Origin of the sequence: Candidatus Sulfuricurvum sp. RIFRC-1, from assembly GCF_000310245.1 — a bacterium.
Lineage (GTDB): Bacteria > Campylobacterota > Campylobacteria > Campylobacterales > Sulfurimonadaceae > Sulfuricurvum.
The window spans coordinates 1799169-1814696 of sequence record NC_020505.1 but is presented as its reverse complement, the minus strand read 5'-3'; the positions used below and the strand labels follow the sequence as shown (position 1 = coordinate 1814696).

The window sequence follows — 15528 nt, the reverse complement described above, 5'->3', positions numbered from 1 at the left end:
ATTTTATGACTATTTTTCCGGCAATTGATCTTAAAGACGGCAAAGCGGTACGTTTGACCAAAGGGCTTATGGAGAGTGCAAAAATCTACTCCGACACACCATGGGAATTGGTGAAAACATTTGAAGAGATGGGTGCCACATGGGTTCATCTGGTCGATCTTAATGGCGCATTTGCGGGAGAACCGAAAAATTTGGATCAAATTCGTGCCATTCGCGAAAATTGTAATGTGAAACTTCAGCTCGGCGGCGGTATTCGTGATGAGGCAACCATACAACGTTATTTGGATTTGGGGATCGATCGTCTTATTTTAGGCTCTATCGCGTTGCGTGATCCCGAATTCGTTAAATCAATGGCGGCTAAATATCCTATCGTTGTCGGGATCGATGCGATCGATGGGTATGTAGCGGTTGAAGGATGGGGTGAAGTGAGCACCATGAAAGCGACCGATTTAGCCCGTGCTTTTGCGGATGCGGGTGTGGAAGCGATTATTTGCACCGATGTCGGACGGGACGGGACCCTGAGCGGGGTGAACGTTGAATTTACTCTTGAGATAGCGAGAGCTTCAGGAATACCGACGATTGCCAGCGGCGGGGTTAAAGACGGCAGTGATATTGAAGCGTTGCTTCAAAGCGGTGAAGTTGCGGGCGTGATTATTGGAAAGGCCTTTTATGAGGGGAGAATAGACCTCAAAAAATTTCTTTAAACTTACCGCAAAGATGGATAGGTTATCATTGGGATATTTATTCTGTTTAGTAAGAATTGACAAAAGGACGTACTTTGAAATTATTGGTTGTAGATGATAGTTCGACAATGCGCCGTATCATCAAAAATACACTTTCACGACTTGGTTATGAAGATGTTTTGGAAGGTGAAGACGGACTTCAGGGATGGGGTGTTCTTGATGCTAACGCTGATATAGGAATGTTGATTACCGACTGGAATATGCCAGAGATGAATGGATTGGAATTGGTTAAGAAAGTACGTGCTGATTCACGTTTCGCAGACCTTCCGATTATTATGGTTACCACAGAAGGGGGGAAAGCAGAAGTTATTACTGCCCTTAAAGCAGGGGTTAACAACTATATTGTTAAACCGTTCACTCCTCAAGTTTTGAAAGAGAAACTTGCAGCTGTTCTTGGTACTGAGGGTTAATGCAAGATCACTATTACATGTTGGTGGTGAAGCCATCATCGCATATAGAACTTTTTAGCGATTTTTTAGTTGACGTTCTTCCGGTTGGTTTTGAAGAGATTGATGAGGGATTTATCATCCGTAGCGAAGAAGACCTTGAAACGGTTATGTGGGGAATCGGGCAGTTCGCTGAAGCCCTCCAGCGGGCATTAGGTGAAGTTATTGATGTCGAAATGGAACTCAGCAAAGAGAAAAACGATGATTGGATCGCGCAATATCAGCAAGGGATTACTCCGATCGAAATAGAACCGTTTTATATCCATCCAACATGGGAAGAGCCTCGTGAGGGGATGTTGAACATCGCAATCGATCCGGCTTTGGCATTTGGAACCGGTCATCACCCGACTACCGCTTCGTGCCTGCGAGGAGTTGCTAAATACGTCAAAGAAGGCGATATCGTTATGGATGTCGGATGCGGCAGCGGGATTTTAGCGATTGCGGCGATTAAAAAAGGTGCCGTTGTCGATGCGTGTGATACCGATCCTTTATCCGTTGAAAATGCCATCGTCAATGCCGAACAAAACTCTATTGCTTACCGCCGTTTGTGGGAAGGTCCAGTCCAAGAGAGTGATGAAAAATATGATGTTATAATCGCTAATATCGTTGCAGATGTCCTCGTTTTTATTGCGAGTGATCTTAAAAAACGGTTACGCGAAGGGGGAGTTTTGATTCTCTCAGGGATAATGGACAAATATGAAGATAAAGTTTTACGTGCATACAAAAGCTTTGATTTGACAGAGCGTCTTGTGGAAAACGAATGGGTAACGCTTGTCGTAACCCAAAAAGGAAATGAATAATATGGCTCAAAACGAATCGAATCCGAATCCCGATAAAAACGGTAATTTTTTTAACAAAAATCCTTTAATCACTTTTGCTATTTTTTCAATTGCGGTTATTATCCTTTTTAAAGCGGTTATTGGGGATGAAAATGAATTGGCCGGGAAAATTAACGGTCAAAACGTTACCCGTACTCAAGAGATAAGTTATGCTGATCTCAAACGTCTTATCCAAGACAAACAAGTTGAGAAAGTATCGATCGGACAAACCTATATCCGAGCTATCGGCAGTGACGGAGAAGGAAAAGTCGCCTATACGACCCGTATTGTCGGGCCGGATACGACGCTTATTCCGCTTCTTGATGAAAAACAGATCAACTATGTCGGATTTTCGGAGAGCAATTGGTTTACCGAGATGTTCGGATGGTTATTCCCCTTTTTAATCATCATTGCTATTTGGATGTTTTTTGCGGGACGAATGCAAAAGAGCATGGGTGGCGGCATTTTGGGTATGGGTAATTCCAAAAAATTGATTAATTCTGAAAAGCCTAAAACCAAATTTGATGATGTTGCGGGCGCTCAAGAAGCAAAAGAAGAGGTGTTGGAAATCGTTGATTTCTTGAAGTCACCGGATCGCTACGTTGAGCTCGGAGCTAAAATCCCTAAAGGGGTATTGCTCGTCGGTAGTCCGGGTACGGGTAAAACATTATTGGCCAAAGCGGTAGCGGGAGAAGCGGAAGTACCGTTTTTCTCTGTATCGGGATCAAGCTTTATCGAAATGTTTGTGGGTGTCGGTGCGGCGCGTGTTCGTGATTTGTTTGAACAGGCGAAAAAAGATGCGCCCTCTATTATCTTTATCGATGAGATTGATGCCATCGGTAAAAGCCGTGCGGCCGGAGGAATGATGGGGGGAAATGATGAGCGTGAACAAACCCTCAATCAACTTCTTGCCGAGATGGACGGTTTTGGAACCGATACACCGATCATTATTTTAGCGGCTACGAACCGTCCTGAGATTCTCGACCCTGCATTGCTGCGTCCGGGTCGATTTGACCGACAGGTTTTGGTCGATAAACCCGATTTCCAAGGGCGTATTGATATCCTCAATGTCCATGCAAAAGGGGTTAAGCAAGACGCCGATGTCGATCTCGAAGAGATTGCCCGGTTAACCGCAGGTCTTGCCGGAGCTGATTTAGCCAATATCATCAATGAAGCGGCATTGTTAGCCGGACGTAAAAGCCAAAAAACGGTACGTCAAGCCGATATGCGTGAAGCGGTAGAACGTGCGATTGCAGGACTGTCGAAAAAGAGCCGCCGTATTGATGAAAAAGAGAAACGTATCGTTGCTTATCATGAAAGCGGACATGCGTTGCTGGCTGAGACGACGAGAGGAGCCAAAAAGGTTTCTAAAGTTTCGATCGTCCCTCGTGGTTTAGCGGCATTAGGCTATACGCTCAATACTCCGGAAGAGAACAAATATCTCATGCAACGTCATGAACTAATCGCTGAAATCGACGTATTGCTCGGAGGACGTGCGGCAGAAGAGGTCTTTATCGGTGAAATCTCTACGGGTGCTGCAAACGATTTGGAGCGTGCTACGGACATTCTCAAAGCAATGGTACAGATGTACGGTATGAGCGATGTTGCAGGATTGATGGTATTAGAACGTCAACGCAGTACTTTCTTGGGCGGCGGAATGACTCAGGCCAAAGAATACAGTGATAAAATGGCTGAAGAGATGGATAACTTCATCAAAACAACATTGGCTGAGCGTTACATTGCGGTCAAAAATCGCTTGGAAGAGTATCATGATGCCATCGAGAAAATCGTGGAACTTTTGTATGCAAAAGAGAATATTAGCGGTGATCAAGTTCGTGCAATAATTGAAACTTTTGAAATCGAGCATAATGTCGAAACGAAACTCGAACCGCGTAAAGAGATACCTTCGAGTAAAAAAATTGTTATTGACGAATAAGGAGTACTAGATGAGCGTTCAAACCGATACCTTTATCCTCTCAAGCCGAGGTTGGCTACTTACCGGCGTAATTGGCGCTCTTTTTTTATTCTTTACGATGACTGCTTTACACTTGTTCCAATTTATTACCGGGGGCTTACTGCTTGCAGTCTTGGTAATTTTTCGTAATCCTGAGCGCAATACGTCTGAAACAGAACAAGACAGTGTTATCAGCAGCGTTGATGGTATTGTGCTATCGATTGAAGAGACAATTGTTGATGAGCAAAAGATGACGAAAGTAACCATTATGAATTCGTTGTGGGACGTCTCGATGCTTCGTGCTCCGTTTGATGGTGTGGTGGAAGGTTTTAAGATTCGTCACGGTGCTTCTTTACCGCTTTATAATCCCCTTTCCGATACGCTGAATGAAAAAGCGGTCATCTCATTTCGATCCACAAAAGGGGACGAAATCTATATTGAGCATCTTAGTGAGCAAAGCTGTTTCCCTATCGGGATTGAGTTGGAAAAAAGCCAAAAATTCAAAGAGGGTGCTCGTTATGGTTTTTTAGCCAAAGGGCGCAGCGTTATTTATCTTCCTGAAAATACCCGTATCTCGGTGAATGCCGGTACTTCTGTTCGAGCCGGTGAGAGTGTTATCGGATATCTAAACGCCGCGTAATCCGATGCGCCAAGCTCCTCCGCCCATCGCCTATCTTCTCCCGAATCTTTTTACCGCTGCTTCTATTTTTACCGGATTTTATGCGATTGCATTAGGGCTTGAAGGCTCTTTTGTTTCTGCCGCCTGGTTTATCTTTTTAGCGTTGATTTTTGACGGTCTAGACGGACGTGTAGCGAGAATGACGAATACGGCAAGCCATTTCGGTGTCGAATTTGATTCGTTGGCGGATATTGTCGCATTTGGGGTTGCCCCTGCATTGCTCCTTTACTTGTACGTTGGTGAGAGTTATGGAAGAACAGGGATAGTTGTCAGTGCACTGTTTATTATTTTCGGTGCGGTGCGTCTTGCCCGATTTAACGTAACAACCTCACGAATTGAACCGAGTGTTTTTATCGGTCTTCCGATCCCGACAGCTGCCATTATGATTTCTATTGCTGTTATATTATTAGAACAATACCCTGCTTTTGTTGGATTGAAAGTTTTTACTCTGCCGTTAGCTGTTGTTTTATCGATTTTGATGGTGAGTAATATCCGCTATCCCAGCTTTAAAAAAATGAATTTTAAAACATTTCATTTCATGCGCTTTCTTGTAGGTTTGATTGTTGTCGCTTTGGGGGTATTTATCTATCCGATTGAGGCTTTGGCAATATTAGCGGCAGGGTATTTGATGTATGGCCCGCTGCGCGCCTCTTTTTATCTGCTAAGACGTCTTATTTACAGAGGGTGATATTTAAGGGGCTCATTTGCGAGTTTTTCGGTATCAATCCCAAAATCAAAATAGCGAGAGACAAATCCCGTATTTCCCATTTTACTGAGATGGACGATTGCTCCGGGGTTGTTTCGGATTTGCATGTATAAAATTGAGAGGGCATAGCGGCTCTCTAAATAGGCAGGATTTTTCATTTTAGCGAGTTCCAGAAGGGTGATCGCATTTTCATAATGTTCTGCTCCGATAGAAGCACATGCACCCATAAAGAAAATATGTTCATCGCGGATTTTATGGGTATCGATTAACTGATTGTACAGGGTGTAAGATTTTTCAAAATCTTGATTGTAGAAATAGGCTTGAGCAAGGGCTTCTATAATATCAACCGTATGATCGGTCGTGGTTTGAAGTTTATCTTCAAGGCGTTGAATAAGAGGGGTTAGTTGACCGGTCATGGCGGCCATAAGAACAGCTTTGTCACGGGTTATTTGCGGGCCGAAATAGAGATCATCATAACGAAATGACTGCTTTTTTAGATAGTTCATTGCCGATGATGCGAATGCTTTTGGTTTTTGTTCTTTAAAATGGGTATCGATTACCATAAGGTGAGGGAGAATATCATGCGGTTGGAGAATAGCTAGCCGTTTGGCATCCTTACGGGCAATATCGTCTCTTCCGACTTCGGGTGCGATTGCGATTTGAAGCGCAAGATAAAGAGGGCGTTCTTTATAGGTGTTCTCTAGCCATTTACCGGCTCCTTGGAAATTATTCTGGGTAATTTCGAGCATGGTACGATAGAGTGTAAACTCTTCCTTTTCCGGTTCTTGTGCCAGATTATCTTTCAGGATAGCAATGAGCTTTGGATTGCTTTTTCCGATCATTTCTGCACTCATAATTGCAAAAAGACCGGACATATAATTGTTTGCATCGAGATGATAAGAACGTAGAAAGTGCTCATACGCTTTTGCATTATTACCAAGCTGTGCATAGGTTAAAGCCAAATTGTAGTGTAAAATCGAGTGCTGAGGATTACGTTTTAAGAGTTCTTGAAGTTGTTCATTGGAGTCACGAAGACGAGAACTGAGCGCTTTTTGGATTGCAAGGGCAATGCCGTAATCGACGCTCGAAGCACGGCTGCTTTTTTGGAGGTACTCTTTGGCACTGCTAATGTCATCGATATAAATATTGGCATTCCCTTTACGGATATAGTTGATGGTTTGATCTGCATTGTATATTTTATAAGGGGCAAAATAAAAGAGATTTTGATAGATTTTAGCGCGATTACTCTGTGTGCGATCGCGATAAAAGTGCTGAATATCGTCGGGATTAAAGAGAGATGATTTTAGGAATACATGGAGGGGATAAGGGGTATAAACCTCTTTAGGGTAGGTATCGGTAGTTTGTCTGATCAAGTTCCCGGCACTTTCATGTTGACCGGATTTTAGATAAACAAAGGACAAAGCAAGCTGTTCTTGAATCGGCTTATTGCTCTGAATAATCGCATCACTCAAATATTTTTGAGCCGAGGCTAAATCACCGATATTGGCATACATAAGCCCTAAAGAAAAAGAGTCATCTTCTTCAAATGAATTTCTTACGGAATTGATCGCATCTTCAAAACTTCCAAAAAGAGCATTGATCTTAGCGCGTAATTTGTTTTGTGTCCCGATATATTCATCGGTCGTCGGATGTTTTAGAGAACTCAGTGCTTCGAGGTAATTGCCTTTGTAATAGTTGATAAGAGAATAATAATACGAATACATCGGCGAATTGCTCTCTTGCGGGAGATACGTTTGTGCCATATTGATGTAGGTATTGAAATCAGATTCTTGTTTTAGATAGAGACAACATACTGCGGCATTGATCGCACTGACACATCGGTTTTCACCGTTCTCAATCGAGCGTTTGAAATTTTCCAGAGCCCCTTCAAATTCCCCCTCTTTGAGTTGGACAACACCGAGATTGTATTGGGAGATAGCTTCGGAATAAAGGGCGATTTTTTCATACAGTTTGAGTGCTTCATTTTGATTGCCGTTGGCGTAGAGATAGTTAGCCCGTTCAATCATATTTTCAAGTTCACTGGGTTCCATAAGAGGTTCTTCTTCCGGAATATGTCCGGCAATAGGCTTTTCGAGAGTGGCATTGGTATCCTCCGAATGTCCGGAGAAGACAAAAACCAATCCCCCCCCGATTGAGAGGAGGAGAACTAGAGCACCTGCGGCAATAATGATAAGCTTTTTATTTTTTAAAAAACTTGGTTTTTCATCCGAAGGTGTTTCAGACGCATCAGACGTTTTTTCGACGCCGGCAGCATCCGATTCTTCGATGATGATTATCTCTTCTTGCTCTTCAGCCATAGCCTCTCTTTGTTTCGGTTAGAGATATTTTTGGAGTACAGCAGGGATGATGATACTGCCGTCTTCTTGTTGGAAATTTTCCATGATAGCTATCATCGTCCGTCCGACCGCTAAACTTGAACCGTTGAGGGTATGGGCGAGGATATTTTTCCCCTCTTCTTTGTAGCGGATCTTCGCACGGCGGGCTTGGAAGTCCCGTGTGTTGGAAACAGAGCTGATTTCACGGTAGGTATTTTGTCCCGGAAGCCATACTTCGAGATCCACGGTACGCGCCGCACCGAAACCGAGATCACCGGTACAGAGGGTAACGAGACGGTGAGGAAGACCGAGCGCCGCGAGAAGATCAGAGGCACACGCCACCATCTCTTCAAACACCGCGTCACTTTGATCGGCGCGGGTGATGGAGACAAGTTCGACTTTGTGAAACTGATGCTGACGGATCATCCCACGCACGTCGCGTCCGCCGCTTCCCGCTTCTTTACGGAAACATGAGGTGTATCCCGTCATTTTGATTGGCAACTCGGCACCGTTTAGGATTTCGTCTTGGTAGAGGTTGGTGAGAGGTACTTCCGCCGTCGGGATCAAATACAACTCTTCATCCTCGACTTTGAACAAATCATCTTCGAATTTCGGAAGCTGACCCGTCCCCTCCAACGCACGGCGATTCACGAGCATCGGAACGCTGTACTCTTCAAATCCGCGCTCGCGGTTGAAATCGAGCATAAAGTTGATAAGGGCACGCTCTAAACGGGCACCCATCCCCCCAACAACGCTGAAACGGCTTTTGGCGAGTTTGACACCTTTCTCGAAATCGATCCAGCCGTTAGCTTCGGCGAGTTCCCAGTGCTCTTTTGGGGTAAAGGTAAAGGTCGGAGGAGTGAGTACTTTGCGAATTTCGATATTATCGTTTTCGTCTTCACCGTCGGGAACATCCGCATCGGGGATATTCGGGACGCGCATGATGATCGCATCGAGAGCTTCTTCGGCGGAGCGTTGCGTATCGAGAAGATCGTTAAGGGTTACTTTGTTCGCATCGACTTCGATTTTCAACTCGTCGGTGCTTTTTCCCTCTTTTTTGTATTGACCGAAAAGGCGGCTCAATTCGTTTTGTTTGGCTTGCAGCGTTTCGTAAGCGAGTTTGGCACTTTTGAGGGTTTCGTTAGCGGATTTGAGTTCAGCAATTATTTCAGATGATACTTTTTTGCGCATCAGCGCTGTTGCGGTTTCGTCAAAATTTTTCTGGAGAAGTTTTACATCGATCATAAAGGGTCATTCCTGCGATTAAATAATGATCGATTATAGCCAAAAGAGGCTGAAATTAGGTCAAAATCATACTCTAGCTACCTCCGTTCGCCCTGAGCCTGTCGAAGGGTGAGTTCATGGTTCGACAAGCTCACCACGAACGGAAAAAATATTGCATAAATTGACTAGGAATAGCTATGATTAGTTGTAAAATAACTAAATTTAATGAGATTAAGGTGAAAAATGCAAGTTCTTATAGTACCAAAAGAGGTGATATGGGCAACAAGGCTTTTGTGGTTAAGTGTCATTATCCCTTTAATATTGATATTTATCGTAGCTGGAATGTACGGGACAGAAAGTTTCTTTATTCTTGATATTATTTATGCTATTGGGCGTAAAATAGTAACAATTTTAACTGGGCTATTTTTGATTTTTGGAATAAATTATTTTTTATTGAAAGGGAATAAATGGGCGATGTGGTTAGTAGTCATCATATTTGGTTTCACAGCTTTTATGAATACAATTACAATAACCGCCTATTTTGCAGAAAATAGTGCAATATTGGAGAGAATAATCTATCTGCTCAAGATAGTCTTTTATATTCCAATTATATATTTACTTCTAAAGCAGAGGGCTTTTTTTAAATAAGATTTCTAATATGACAATATCTTGACAAAATTAGTTTTATCCGATATTATGACAACATATTGACAAAATAAGGAGTTTGCGATGCAAGCCATGTTTTATTCTGCGGCACGTAATAATCTGCGAAGTATGATTGACAGCGTGTGCAACGACTGTGAAGAGTACATCATCACGACCAAAGATAACCAAAGCGCCGTGTTGATCTCCTATGAAGAGTATGCGTCGATGAAAGAGACGATGTATCTGCTCTCGTCTAAAACAAATCGTGATCGTTTGATGGATTCAATCGAAGAGATCGAAAAAGGGGAATTCACCATTCGAGAGATAGCGAGTTGATGATCGCGTTTTCGACAAAGGGATGGGAAGACTATCTCTATTGGCAACACAACGACAAAAAGATTCTAAAGAGGATCAATACACTCTTAGAAGACATCCGCCGAAATCCTGATGAGGGGTTGGGAAAACCTGAGCGGTTGAAAGAGAATTTATCGGGGTATCTGTCCCGACGGATTACCGCTGAACATCGCCTCATCTATACGATCAAAAATGATCTTATTATTGTGGCGCAGTGTCGGTATCATTATTAAGATTTATCGTTTCGGTTGCAGCAGTATTTAGTAATTGTTTGAAGGGTTCTAACTCATCTTTCGGGAGTGAAACATATTCACCGTTTTCCACCGCGTTTACGATGGCTAGCTCTTCATCGGTATCGATTATTTTAGTAGTCATCGCTTACTCCTTAGATGGGGATGGATCCCGTATCAAGTACGGGATGACGGGAATGACGAGCGAGTGAAAGAATCTGAAATTAACTCAAAATCGCCTTGGCTAACTCGAACTGATTGGCGGTCATGATATGAATTTTCGGATGGAGGGCCTTGAGCTCTTCGAAAAGGGTTTTACTCAGCTCAAATCCGACGCGATACTCCTCCTCAGGGCTGATAAGGGATGCGGCTTCGAGGGCTTCGACCCATGCAATCGGAACATAAATTCCCGGGACATTTTCATCCAAAAAGCGGGCGGTACGGAGTTTGGTAATCGGGAAATAGCCCAAAACCAGTACACAAGAGCCATTATTTTCACGGTTGGCTTCGCTCATCATATCCAGCAGTTTTTTAGCATTTTCGAGATCATAAACGGGTTGAGAGATGATACTGATTGCTCCGTGAGCCACTTTTTTGGTCATTTTTTTCTGTAATGTCGCGGCGCTTTTGGCATACGCATCAATGACCGCAAATGGGAAAATTTCCTGCACAGGTGCGATCAGTTTTTGCTCCGCCAAATCGGTTCCGTTGTTTAGTGTCGTGATAATATCGAGGAGGAGTTTGCTGTTCCCCTCGAATACCCCTTTGGCATGAGGCTGATCGGAATAGTGGGCGCTGTCACCTGTGAGGGCGAGGATCGCTCGTACATTGGCTTCGTTGGCACCGAGGAGATCGGATTGGAGTGCGATACGGTTACGGTCGCGCATACTCATCGTCGCTAACGTCGGGAGTCCGAAGCGGTCTTGGAGTTTCATCGCGGCGAAGAGGGCGTTGTATTTGAGTTTGGCGAGAGGATTGTCAGTCGTGCTGAATCCGTCGACGAGTTTATCAAGACCTAATGCCGCGATTTTTTCAATCGTCGGCGCAAACTGGGCAGAGCGAGAGGGGGTGGTCTCTAGGGTGATATAGGTTCCGTGACGGAGTTTATGAATAAATGATTCGAACAAAAGCTACCCTTGGATATAATTGCGTCATTATAACAAAATGTGGGAAATCTATTTTGATAAAATTAGCAGTATTTGATTTTGATTCAACTCTAATGGATGGGGAGACAATCGATTTTTTCGCGGAAGCGCTCGGAATCGGTGCGCAGGTGAGTGCGATCACCGAGAGGGCGATGAATGGGGAACTCGATTTTTTCGAGTCTTTACAACAACGTGTTACTCTTTTAAAAGGGCTTGAGTTTGGTTTGGTCGAAGAGATTTGCCAAAACTTGCCATACATGAACGGTGCGGTGGAGACGATTGCGGCATTGAAAGAACGGGGAATTAAAGTGGTCTGCTTCAGCGGCGGATTTCGCACGGCGACCTCGTATGCGAAAGATATCCTCGGATACGATGCCGATTTCTCGAATGTGCTTCATGCAAAAGAGGGAAAACTCACGGGGCTTGTCGGCGGCGATATGATGTTCGATTTCTCGAAAGGGGATATGCTGTTGCGTCTGCAAGGACTGTTTGGTATCTCTGAAGAAGAGACGATGGTAGTCGGAGACGGAGCAAATGATCGATCGATGTTTGCTCATGCCGGAACCCGTGTCGCTTTTTGCGCGAAAGAGATTCTTAAAAAAGAGGCAAACGTTATTGTAGATACGAAAGACCTCACACAGATTATTACAAAGGTGTTTTAATGTTAGAAAATTCATTGTGGCTTCGCTACAACCCGACGAAAACCATTCGCGAAGTATTGGCACGGCTTTATGAGTGCAGTGCGGTAGAGATCGGTGATGATGAGCGTGAATTATACGCATCTCTCAAGCGGCATTTGACGAAAAAAGAGTTTCGTATGGTTATGATGAACGAAGCGGGACTCTCTCCGCAAGAGATTGGTGCAGAAGTAGGCCTTGAGGGTGAAGAACTCACCAAGGCACAATACAAGGCATATCGTAAAGTTCGTCAAGATAAAATTCGTTTAGAAGTTCGTGCGAGCAAAGCAAAAGAAGTCGTTGAAGAAGCTATAGATTAATAGACCCTTCATCAAACTTAAGATAGTATTATTAGATTTTTAAATAGTAAGGAAACAGTATAGGATGAAGTCAGTTTCATTTTTTCTTTCAATGGTTGTATTTGCAGGAATCAGCTCGACTACATTGTCAGCAGATGTCGCAAGCGGACAAAAGTGGTACACTAAAGGGTGTAAAAGTTGTCATGGTAACGGTACTAAAGGTGCTGCGATGCATACGCAAGACGAGTGGGATGAGCTTTTTGCGGACGGCGGGGCCGGAATGATCAAAAAACATGCCGGAACCCCAGCAGAACCGTATTTTAATAGTGATAATTTTAAAAGTAAGTCAAAAGATATCCGAGATTTCTTGTTTGAATACGGTTCAGATTCAGGCAACGTCCCTTCTTGCGGCTAATGCAATAATACCTCTTTCGGAGGTATTTCCTCTTTTGTTAAAAATCTTCAATCGTTTTAATTTCTATTACCCCATATGCCGGTTCTTCGTACGGATGGACTTCTTTTAATCGTTTCAATACCTCTTTGATTTTGTGGCATTCGCAGATCATCTCAATTTTTATCTCTTCAACTTTTTCCAGTGTATCGAGTGATCCCACAAAAGGGTTTGAGTGTTCAAGCGGTCTAAATTGTCCTATTCCACTACTCTCCCAACTGCATTGATCATACTTTTCATAGTGACCGGCACCGGCCTCAAAAAGGGCACTTTTTATTTTTTCAGAAGCACTGAGGGGAACATACACAAAAAGGTGGTAAAGCATTTGATCTCCTCTATTAGATTTGGATTAAAGATGCGTATCAATTATATCTTTAATCCTCATATGCGCCCTTTAAGCTACAATTAACCCGAATTAAAGGGATGAGCATGAAAATAGTAATATGCGGAATAAGTGGTTTTGTCGGAAGTGCATTGAAGCGTTTTTTTGAAGAGCGAGGGGATGTTGTGATCTCTTTGAGTATACGCAGTGGCTTTGGAGTTGAATCGATTGCTCAAAGGTTAAATGGATGCGATGTTTTGATTAATCTTGCCGGTGCTAATATTTTGGGACGATGGAGTAAAAGCTATAAAGCGTTTTTACGTCAAAGCCGTTTGGAAACGACCGATAAGATTGTGGCTGCATTAACCCTCTGCGATGAACCTCCTCATATTCTTTTGAATGCCTCTGCCGTAGGTATTTATGATGCGTATCATCAGCATGATGAGTTTTCCCGCCATTTTGGAGACGATTTTTTAGCTGCCTTGGTTCAAGATTGGGAGCATGCGGCAAATCGTGCCCAATCCGAGCTTACCCGTGTGTGTACAATGCGCTTTGGTGTGGTATACGGTAAAGGCGGTGGTGCGATGGCTAAAATGCTACCACCCTTCAAACTCGGTTTTGGGGGGAAAATGGGTGACGGATTTCAGATGATTTCCTGGATTCATTTGGAAGATTTGGTACGTGCGGCTGCATTTTTAATCGATCATTCTGAGATTCGAGGTGCACTGAATTTTACCTCTCCTGAACCGATCACGAACTTGGAGCAGACCAAAGCAATGGGGCGTATTTTAGATCGCCCTACATTTTTTGATCTCCCGGACTGGATGGTGAAACTTGCATTCGGTGAAGGTTCTATCGCGATGCTCGAATCCAAAGAGGTTTATCCGAGAATCTTACAAGAAGCAGGGTTCGAGTTTCGTTACCCTACATTTGACAGTGCGATGGAAGAAATTGCTCACGGCCAAGTTTGAGAAGTTCTTCATCAAGACGGTAAGGATGCAATGCCACCTCGTCGATGGTTTTAACGTTAAAATGGCTTTTCGTGTAACAGATAACGGAGTGACTTTTCCCCTCTAACAAAGCATCTATGGCATACGTTACGAACTTATAGGCCATTAATCGGTCGTATACGCTGGGATTTCCTCCTCTTTGGATATGTCCTAAGACGGAAACACGTGATTCAAATCCAAGCTCGCTCTCAAACCACTCGGCCACTTCAGTACTGTTGAGTGCTTCAGAGACGACCGCGATAAAATAGTCACGCCCTTTAGTGATTTGGGATTGAAAACACCCCTTGTACTCATGTATATCCATCGGTATCTCAGGAATTAAACACACCTCGGCACCTGATGTGATAGCAGAGACAAGTGCGAGATAACCGCAATTGCGGCCCATCGTCTCAATCACAAATGCCCGCCGAAACGAGGATGCGGTATCGCGTATCTGATCGATGGCATCTTTGATCACACCCAATGCCGTGTCTACTCCCAGACAATAGTCGGTACCGTTGATGTCATTATCAATCGTAGAGGGGATGCCGCAAAAGGCGATCCCGCTCTCATAATAAAACCGCTCCATTCCGCGAAAGCTTCCATCTCCCCCCAATACAATGAGTCTGTCTATCTCCAACGCTTTTAAATTCTCAGCAGCGATAGCGCGAAAAGAGGGTTCCATAAATCTTTTTGATCGGGAAGAGCCGATTTTGGTCCCTCCTCGGGTTATGATACCTGCGACATCATGATAATCAGCGGGCGCAATATGATTGTCGATGAGCCCTTCATAGCCGTTTCGGACAAAGTAGGGCTGCATACCGTTCGCATACGTATACTCGACAAATCGCTTTAAGGCGGGATTCATTCCCGAAACATCTCCTCCTGAGCAGAGGATGGCAATATTTTTACTCATTGTACGACCTTCTCTTGTATCCATAGTGTGCATTGTTTACTCAGCTCTTGTGTTGCTTCGGTGAGGGCTTTTATTCCCCCCATCCCATCTTCGCTCGGGGCATCTTTGGTCATTAAAAACCGTTTGGAAGCGATTGGGAGTTTTGTATGGGTATCAATCAGGCGGTACGTGATCTCAATTATCCCTTTGCTTTTTTCTCCCGGTTCAAAACGGTGATAGAACGCGTGCAGGTCCGATTCGAGGAGTATATCTGCTTGCGCGGAGGAGGTTGACGTAATTACAGCGCTGAAGAGTCCCTGCTCTTGGAGGGAATGATTAAGTGAGCGTTCGATTAACAGACTCGGGGTATCACTCCAACGGGTGTAAAGATAGTTGCCGCTTTCGCCGTCTAAACGGAGATAGGTGAGACTCTTAGACTCCAATGAGGGTATCGTCCGTGTGGACGCTAAACGGAGCGCTTTTGATGAATGCACTGGCGAGACTTTCATCGATGCTGAGGGATAAATCGTGTATTCATTGACCGCTGGGGCCGTAGCGGAAGAACATCCCGCTATTATCAATGCTACAGGGATGATGAGGGTATAGAAACGCATC

At 44.0% G+C, this 15528-nt stretch carries 20 protein-coding genes; 13 read left to right on the top strand and 7 right to left on the bottom strand.

Annotated features, from left to right (window positions below):
* The first annotated feature begins 5 nt into the window (after positions 1-5).
* The 6 genes from hisA (at position 6) to pssA (ending at position 5328) form a co-directional block, all read left to right on the top strand.
* Positions 6-704 carry a 1-(5-phosphoribosyl)-5-[(5-phosphoribosylamino)methylideneamino]imidazole-4-carboxamide isomerase gene (gene hisA, locus B649_RS09175; RefSeq protein WP_015654247.1) on the top strand — a complete coding sequence of 233 codons (699 nt, stop codon included), beginning with the start codon at positions 6-8 and terminating at the stop codon, positions 702-704.
* Positions 705-778: 74 nt separating this feature from the next.
* Positions 779-1153: a chemotaxis response regulator CheY gene (locus B649_RS09170; protein WP_015654246.1), complete on the top strand. Its 375-nt coding sequence runs from the start codon at positions 779-781 to the stop codon at positions 1151-1153.
* A complete protein-coding gene (locus B649_RS09165; RefSeq protein WP_015654245.1) occupies positions 1153-1989 on the top strand; it encodes a 50S ribosomal protein L11 methyltransferase in 837 nt (278 codons plus the stop codon). The genes B649_RS09170 and B649_RS09165 overlap by 1 nt, the downstream gene beginning before the upstream one ends.
* 1 nt (position 1990) lies before the next feature.
* The gene (gene ftsH / locus B649_RS09160; RefSeq protein WP_015654244.1) at positions 1991-3943 is read left to right on the top strand and encodes an ATP-dependent zinc metalloprotease FtsH; all 1953 of its coding nucleotides are present in this window, start codon (positions 1991-1993) and stop codon (positions 3941-3943) included.
* Between the two features lie 10 nt (positions 3944-3953).
* Positions 3954-4601 carry a phosphatidylserine decarboxylase gene (locus tag B649_RS09155; protein WP_015654243.1) on the top strand — a complete coding sequence of 216 codons (648 nt, stop codon included), beginning with the start codon at positions 3954-3956 and terminating at the stop codon, positions 4599-4601.
* 4 nt (positions 4602-4605) lie between these two features.
* A complete protein-coding gene (pssA, locus tag B649_RS09150; RefSeq protein ID WP_015654242.1) occupies positions 4606-5328 on the top strand; it encodes a CDP-diacylglycerol--serine O-phosphatidyltransferase in 723 nt (240 codons plus the stop codon).
* Here the strand turns inward: pssA and B649_RS09145 are convergent.
* Entirely contained in the window at positions 5316-7664 is a 2349-nt protein-coding gene (locus B649_RS09145; RefSeq protein WP_015654241.1) for a tetratricopeptide repeat protein, read from the bottom strand. The two genes, pssA and B649_RS09145, sit on opposite strands and share 13 nt — an antisense overlap.
* An 18-nt stretch (positions 7665-7682) precedes the next feature.
* A complete protein-coding gene (gene serS / locus B649_RS09140) occupies positions 7683-8927 on the bottom strand; it encodes a serine--tRNA ligase (protein WP_015654240.1) in 1245 nt (414 codons plus the stop codon).
* 222 nt (positions 8928-9149) lie between these two features.
* Here serS and B649_RS09135 point away from each other — a divergent pair, with 222 nt between their 5' ends.
* The 3 genes from B649_RS09135 (at position 9150) to B649_RS09125 (ending at position 10138) form a co-directional block, all read left to right on the top strand.
* On the top strand, positions 9150-9554 hold the full coding sequence (locus B649_RS09135) for a hypothetical protein (RefSeq protein ID WP_015654239.1): 405 nt from the start codon (positions 9150-9152) through the stop codon (positions 9552-9554).
* A gap of 81 nt (positions 9555-9635) precedes the next feature.
* The gene (locus B649_RS09130) at positions 9636-9887 is read left to right on the top strand and encodes a type II toxin-antitoxin system prevent-host-death family antitoxin (protein ID WP_015654238.1); all 252 of its coding nucleotides are present in this window, start codon (positions 9636-9638) and stop codon (positions 9885-9887) included.
* Positions 9887-10138 carry a Txe/YoeB family addiction module toxin gene (locus B649_RS09125; RefSeq protein ID WP_015654237.1) on the top strand — a complete coding sequence of 84 codons (252 nt, stop codon included), beginning with the start codon at positions 9887-9889 and terminating at the stop codon, positions 10136-10138. Before B649_RS09130 ends, B649_RS09125 begins: the two co-directional genes overlap by 1 nt.
* On the opposite strand, the gene B649_RS12615 is transcribed toward B649_RS09125, so the two are convergent.
* The gene (locus tag B649_RS12615; RefSeq protein ID WP_291750882.1) at positions 10107-10280 is read right to left on the bottom strand and encodes a hypothetical protein; all 174 of its coding nucleotides are present in this window, start codon (positions 10278-10280) and stop codon (positions 10107-10109) included. The two genes, B649_RS09125 and B649_RS12615, sit on opposite strands and share 32 nt — an antisense overlap.
* A 79-nt stretch (positions 10281-10359) precedes the next feature.
* Complete coding sequence (locus tag B649_RS09120) at positions 10360-11262, bottom strand: methylenetetrahydrofolate reductase (protein WP_015654236.1); 903 nt, start codon at positions 11260-11262, stop codon at positions 10360-10362.
* Between the two features lie 53 nt (positions 11263-11315).
* Between B649_RS09120 and serB the strand changes: the two genes are divergently transcribed.
* The 3 genes from serB to B649_RS09105 all read left to right on the top strand — a co-directional run bounded on the left by serB (position 11316) and on the right by B649_RS09105 (position 12671).
* The gene (gene serB, locus B649_RS09115) at positions 11316-11942 is read left to right on the top strand and encodes a phosphoserine phosphatase SerB (RefSeq protein ID WP_015654235.1); all 627 of its coding nucleotides are present in this window, start codon (positions 11316-11318) and stop codon (positions 11940-11942) included.
* On the top strand, positions 11942-12277 hold the full coding sequence (locus B649_RS09110) for a hypothetical protein (RefSeq protein ID WP_015654234.1): 336 nt from the start codon (positions 11942-11944) through the stop codon (positions 12275-12277). The genes serB and B649_RS09110 overlap by 1 nt, the downstream gene beginning before the upstream one ends.
* A gap of 64 nt (positions 12278-12341) precedes the next feature.
* Positions 12342-12671, top strand: a complete 330-nt coding sequence (locus B649_RS09105; protein ID WP_015654233.1) for a c-type cytochrome — start codon at positions 12342-12344, stop codon at positions 12669-12671.
* 37 nt (positions 12672-12708) lie between these two features.
* Here B649_RS09105 and B649_RS09100 read toward each other — a convergent pair whose 3' ends face one another.
* Complete coding sequence (locus B649_RS09100) at positions 12709-13032, bottom strand: hypothetical protein (protein WP_015654232.1); 324 nt, start codon at positions 13030-13032, stop codon at positions 12709-12711.
* A gap of 104 nt (positions 13033-13136) precedes the next feature.
* Between B649_RS09100 and B649_RS09095 the strand changes: the two genes are divergently transcribed.
* Positions 13137-14000 carry a TIGR01777 family oxidoreductase gene (locus tag B649_RS09095; protein ID WP_015654231.1) on the top strand — a complete coding sequence of 288 codons (864 nt, stop codon included), beginning with the start codon at positions 13137-13139 and terminating at the stop codon, positions 13998-14000.
* Here B649_RS09095 and B649_RS09090 read toward each other — a convergent pair.
* The gene (locus B649_RS09090) at positions 13954-14958 is read right to left on the bottom strand and encodes a 6-phosphofructokinase (RefSeq protein WP_291750881.1); all 1005 of its coding nucleotides are present in this window, start codon (positions 14956-14958) and stop codon (positions 13954-13956) included. The genes B649_RS09095 and B649_RS09090 overlap by 47 nt on opposite strands.
* A complete protein-coding gene (locus B649_RS09085; protein WP_015654229.1) occupies positions 14931-15527 on the bottom strand; it encodes an ABC-type transport auxiliary lipoprotein family protein in 597 nt (198 codons plus the stop codon). Before B649_RS09085 ends, B649_RS09090 begins: the two co-directional genes overlap by 28 nt.
* Position 15528 lies beyond the last annotated feature (1 nt).

Excerpts from the sequence above, each read along its gene's own strand:
- B649_RS12615 (WP_291750882.1), bottom strand. The coding sequence starts at position 10,280 with ATGACTACTAAAATAATCGATACCGATGAAGAGCTAGCCATCGTAAAC.
- B649_RS09145 (WP_015654241.1), bottom strand. The coding sequence starts at position 7,664 with ATGGCTGAAGAGCAAGAAGAGATAATCATCATCGAAGAATCGGATGCT.
- B649_RS09130 (WP_015654238.1), top strand. The coding sequence starts at position 9,636 with ATGCAAGCCATGTTTTATTCTGCGGCACGTAATAATCTGCGAAGTATG.
- B649_RS09100 (WP_015654232.1), bottom strand. The coding sequence starts at position 13,032 with ATGCTTTACCACCTTTTTGTGTATGTTCCCCTCAGTGCTTCTGAAAAA.
- B649_RS09105 (WP_015654233.1), top strand. The coding sequence starts at position 12,342 with ATGAAGTCAGTTTCATTTTTTCTTTCAATGGTTGTATTTGCAGGAATC.
- B649_RS09085 (WP_015654229.1), bottom strand. The coding sequence starts at position 15,527 with ATGCGTTTCTATACCCTCATCATCCCTGTAGCATTGATAATAGCGGGA.
- ftsH (WP_015654244.1), top strand. The coding sequence starts at position 1,991 with ATGGCTCAAAACGAATCGAATCCGAATCCCGATAAAAACGGTAATTTT.
- pssA (WP_015654242.1), top strand. The coding sequence starts at position 4,606 with ATGCGCCAAGCTCCTCCGCCCATCGCCTATCTTCTCCCGAATCTTTTT.
- B649_RS09090 (WP_291750881.1), bottom strand. The coding sequence starts at position 14,958 with ATGGATACAAGAGAAGGTCGTACAATGAGTAAAAATATTGCCATCCTC.
- B649_RS09095 (WP_015654231.1), top strand. The coding sequence starts at position 13,137 with ATGAAAATAGTAATATGCGGAATAAGTGGTTTTGTCGGAAGTGCATTG.
- serS (WP_015654240.1), bottom strand. The coding sequence starts at position 8,927 with ATGATCGATGTAAAACTTCTCCAGAAAAATTTTGACGAAACCGCAACA.
- B649_RS09155 (WP_015654243.1), top strand. The coding sequence starts at position 3,954 with ATGAGCGTTCAAACCGATACCTTTATCCTCTCAAGCCGAGGTTGGCTA.
- B649_RS09110 (WP_015654234.1), top strand. The coding sequence starts at position 11,942 with ATGTTAGAAAATTCATTGTGGCTTCGCTACAACCCGACGAAAACCATT.
- B649_RS09165 (WP_015654245.1), top strand. The coding sequence starts at position 1,153 with ATGCAAGATCACTATTACATGTTGGTGGTGAAGCCATCATCGCATATA.
- hisA (WP_015654247.1), top strand. The coding sequence starts at position 6 with ATGACTATTTTTCCGGCAATTGATCTTAAAGACGGCAAAGCGGTACGT.
- B649_RS09135 (WP_015654239.1), top strand. The coding sequence starts at position 9,150 with ATGCAAGTTCTTATAGTACCAAAAGAGGTGATATGGGCAACAAGGCTT.
- B649_RS09125 (WP_015654237.1), top strand. The coding sequence starts at position 9,887 with ATGATCGCGTTTTCGACAAAGGGATGGGAAGACTATCTCTATTGGCAA.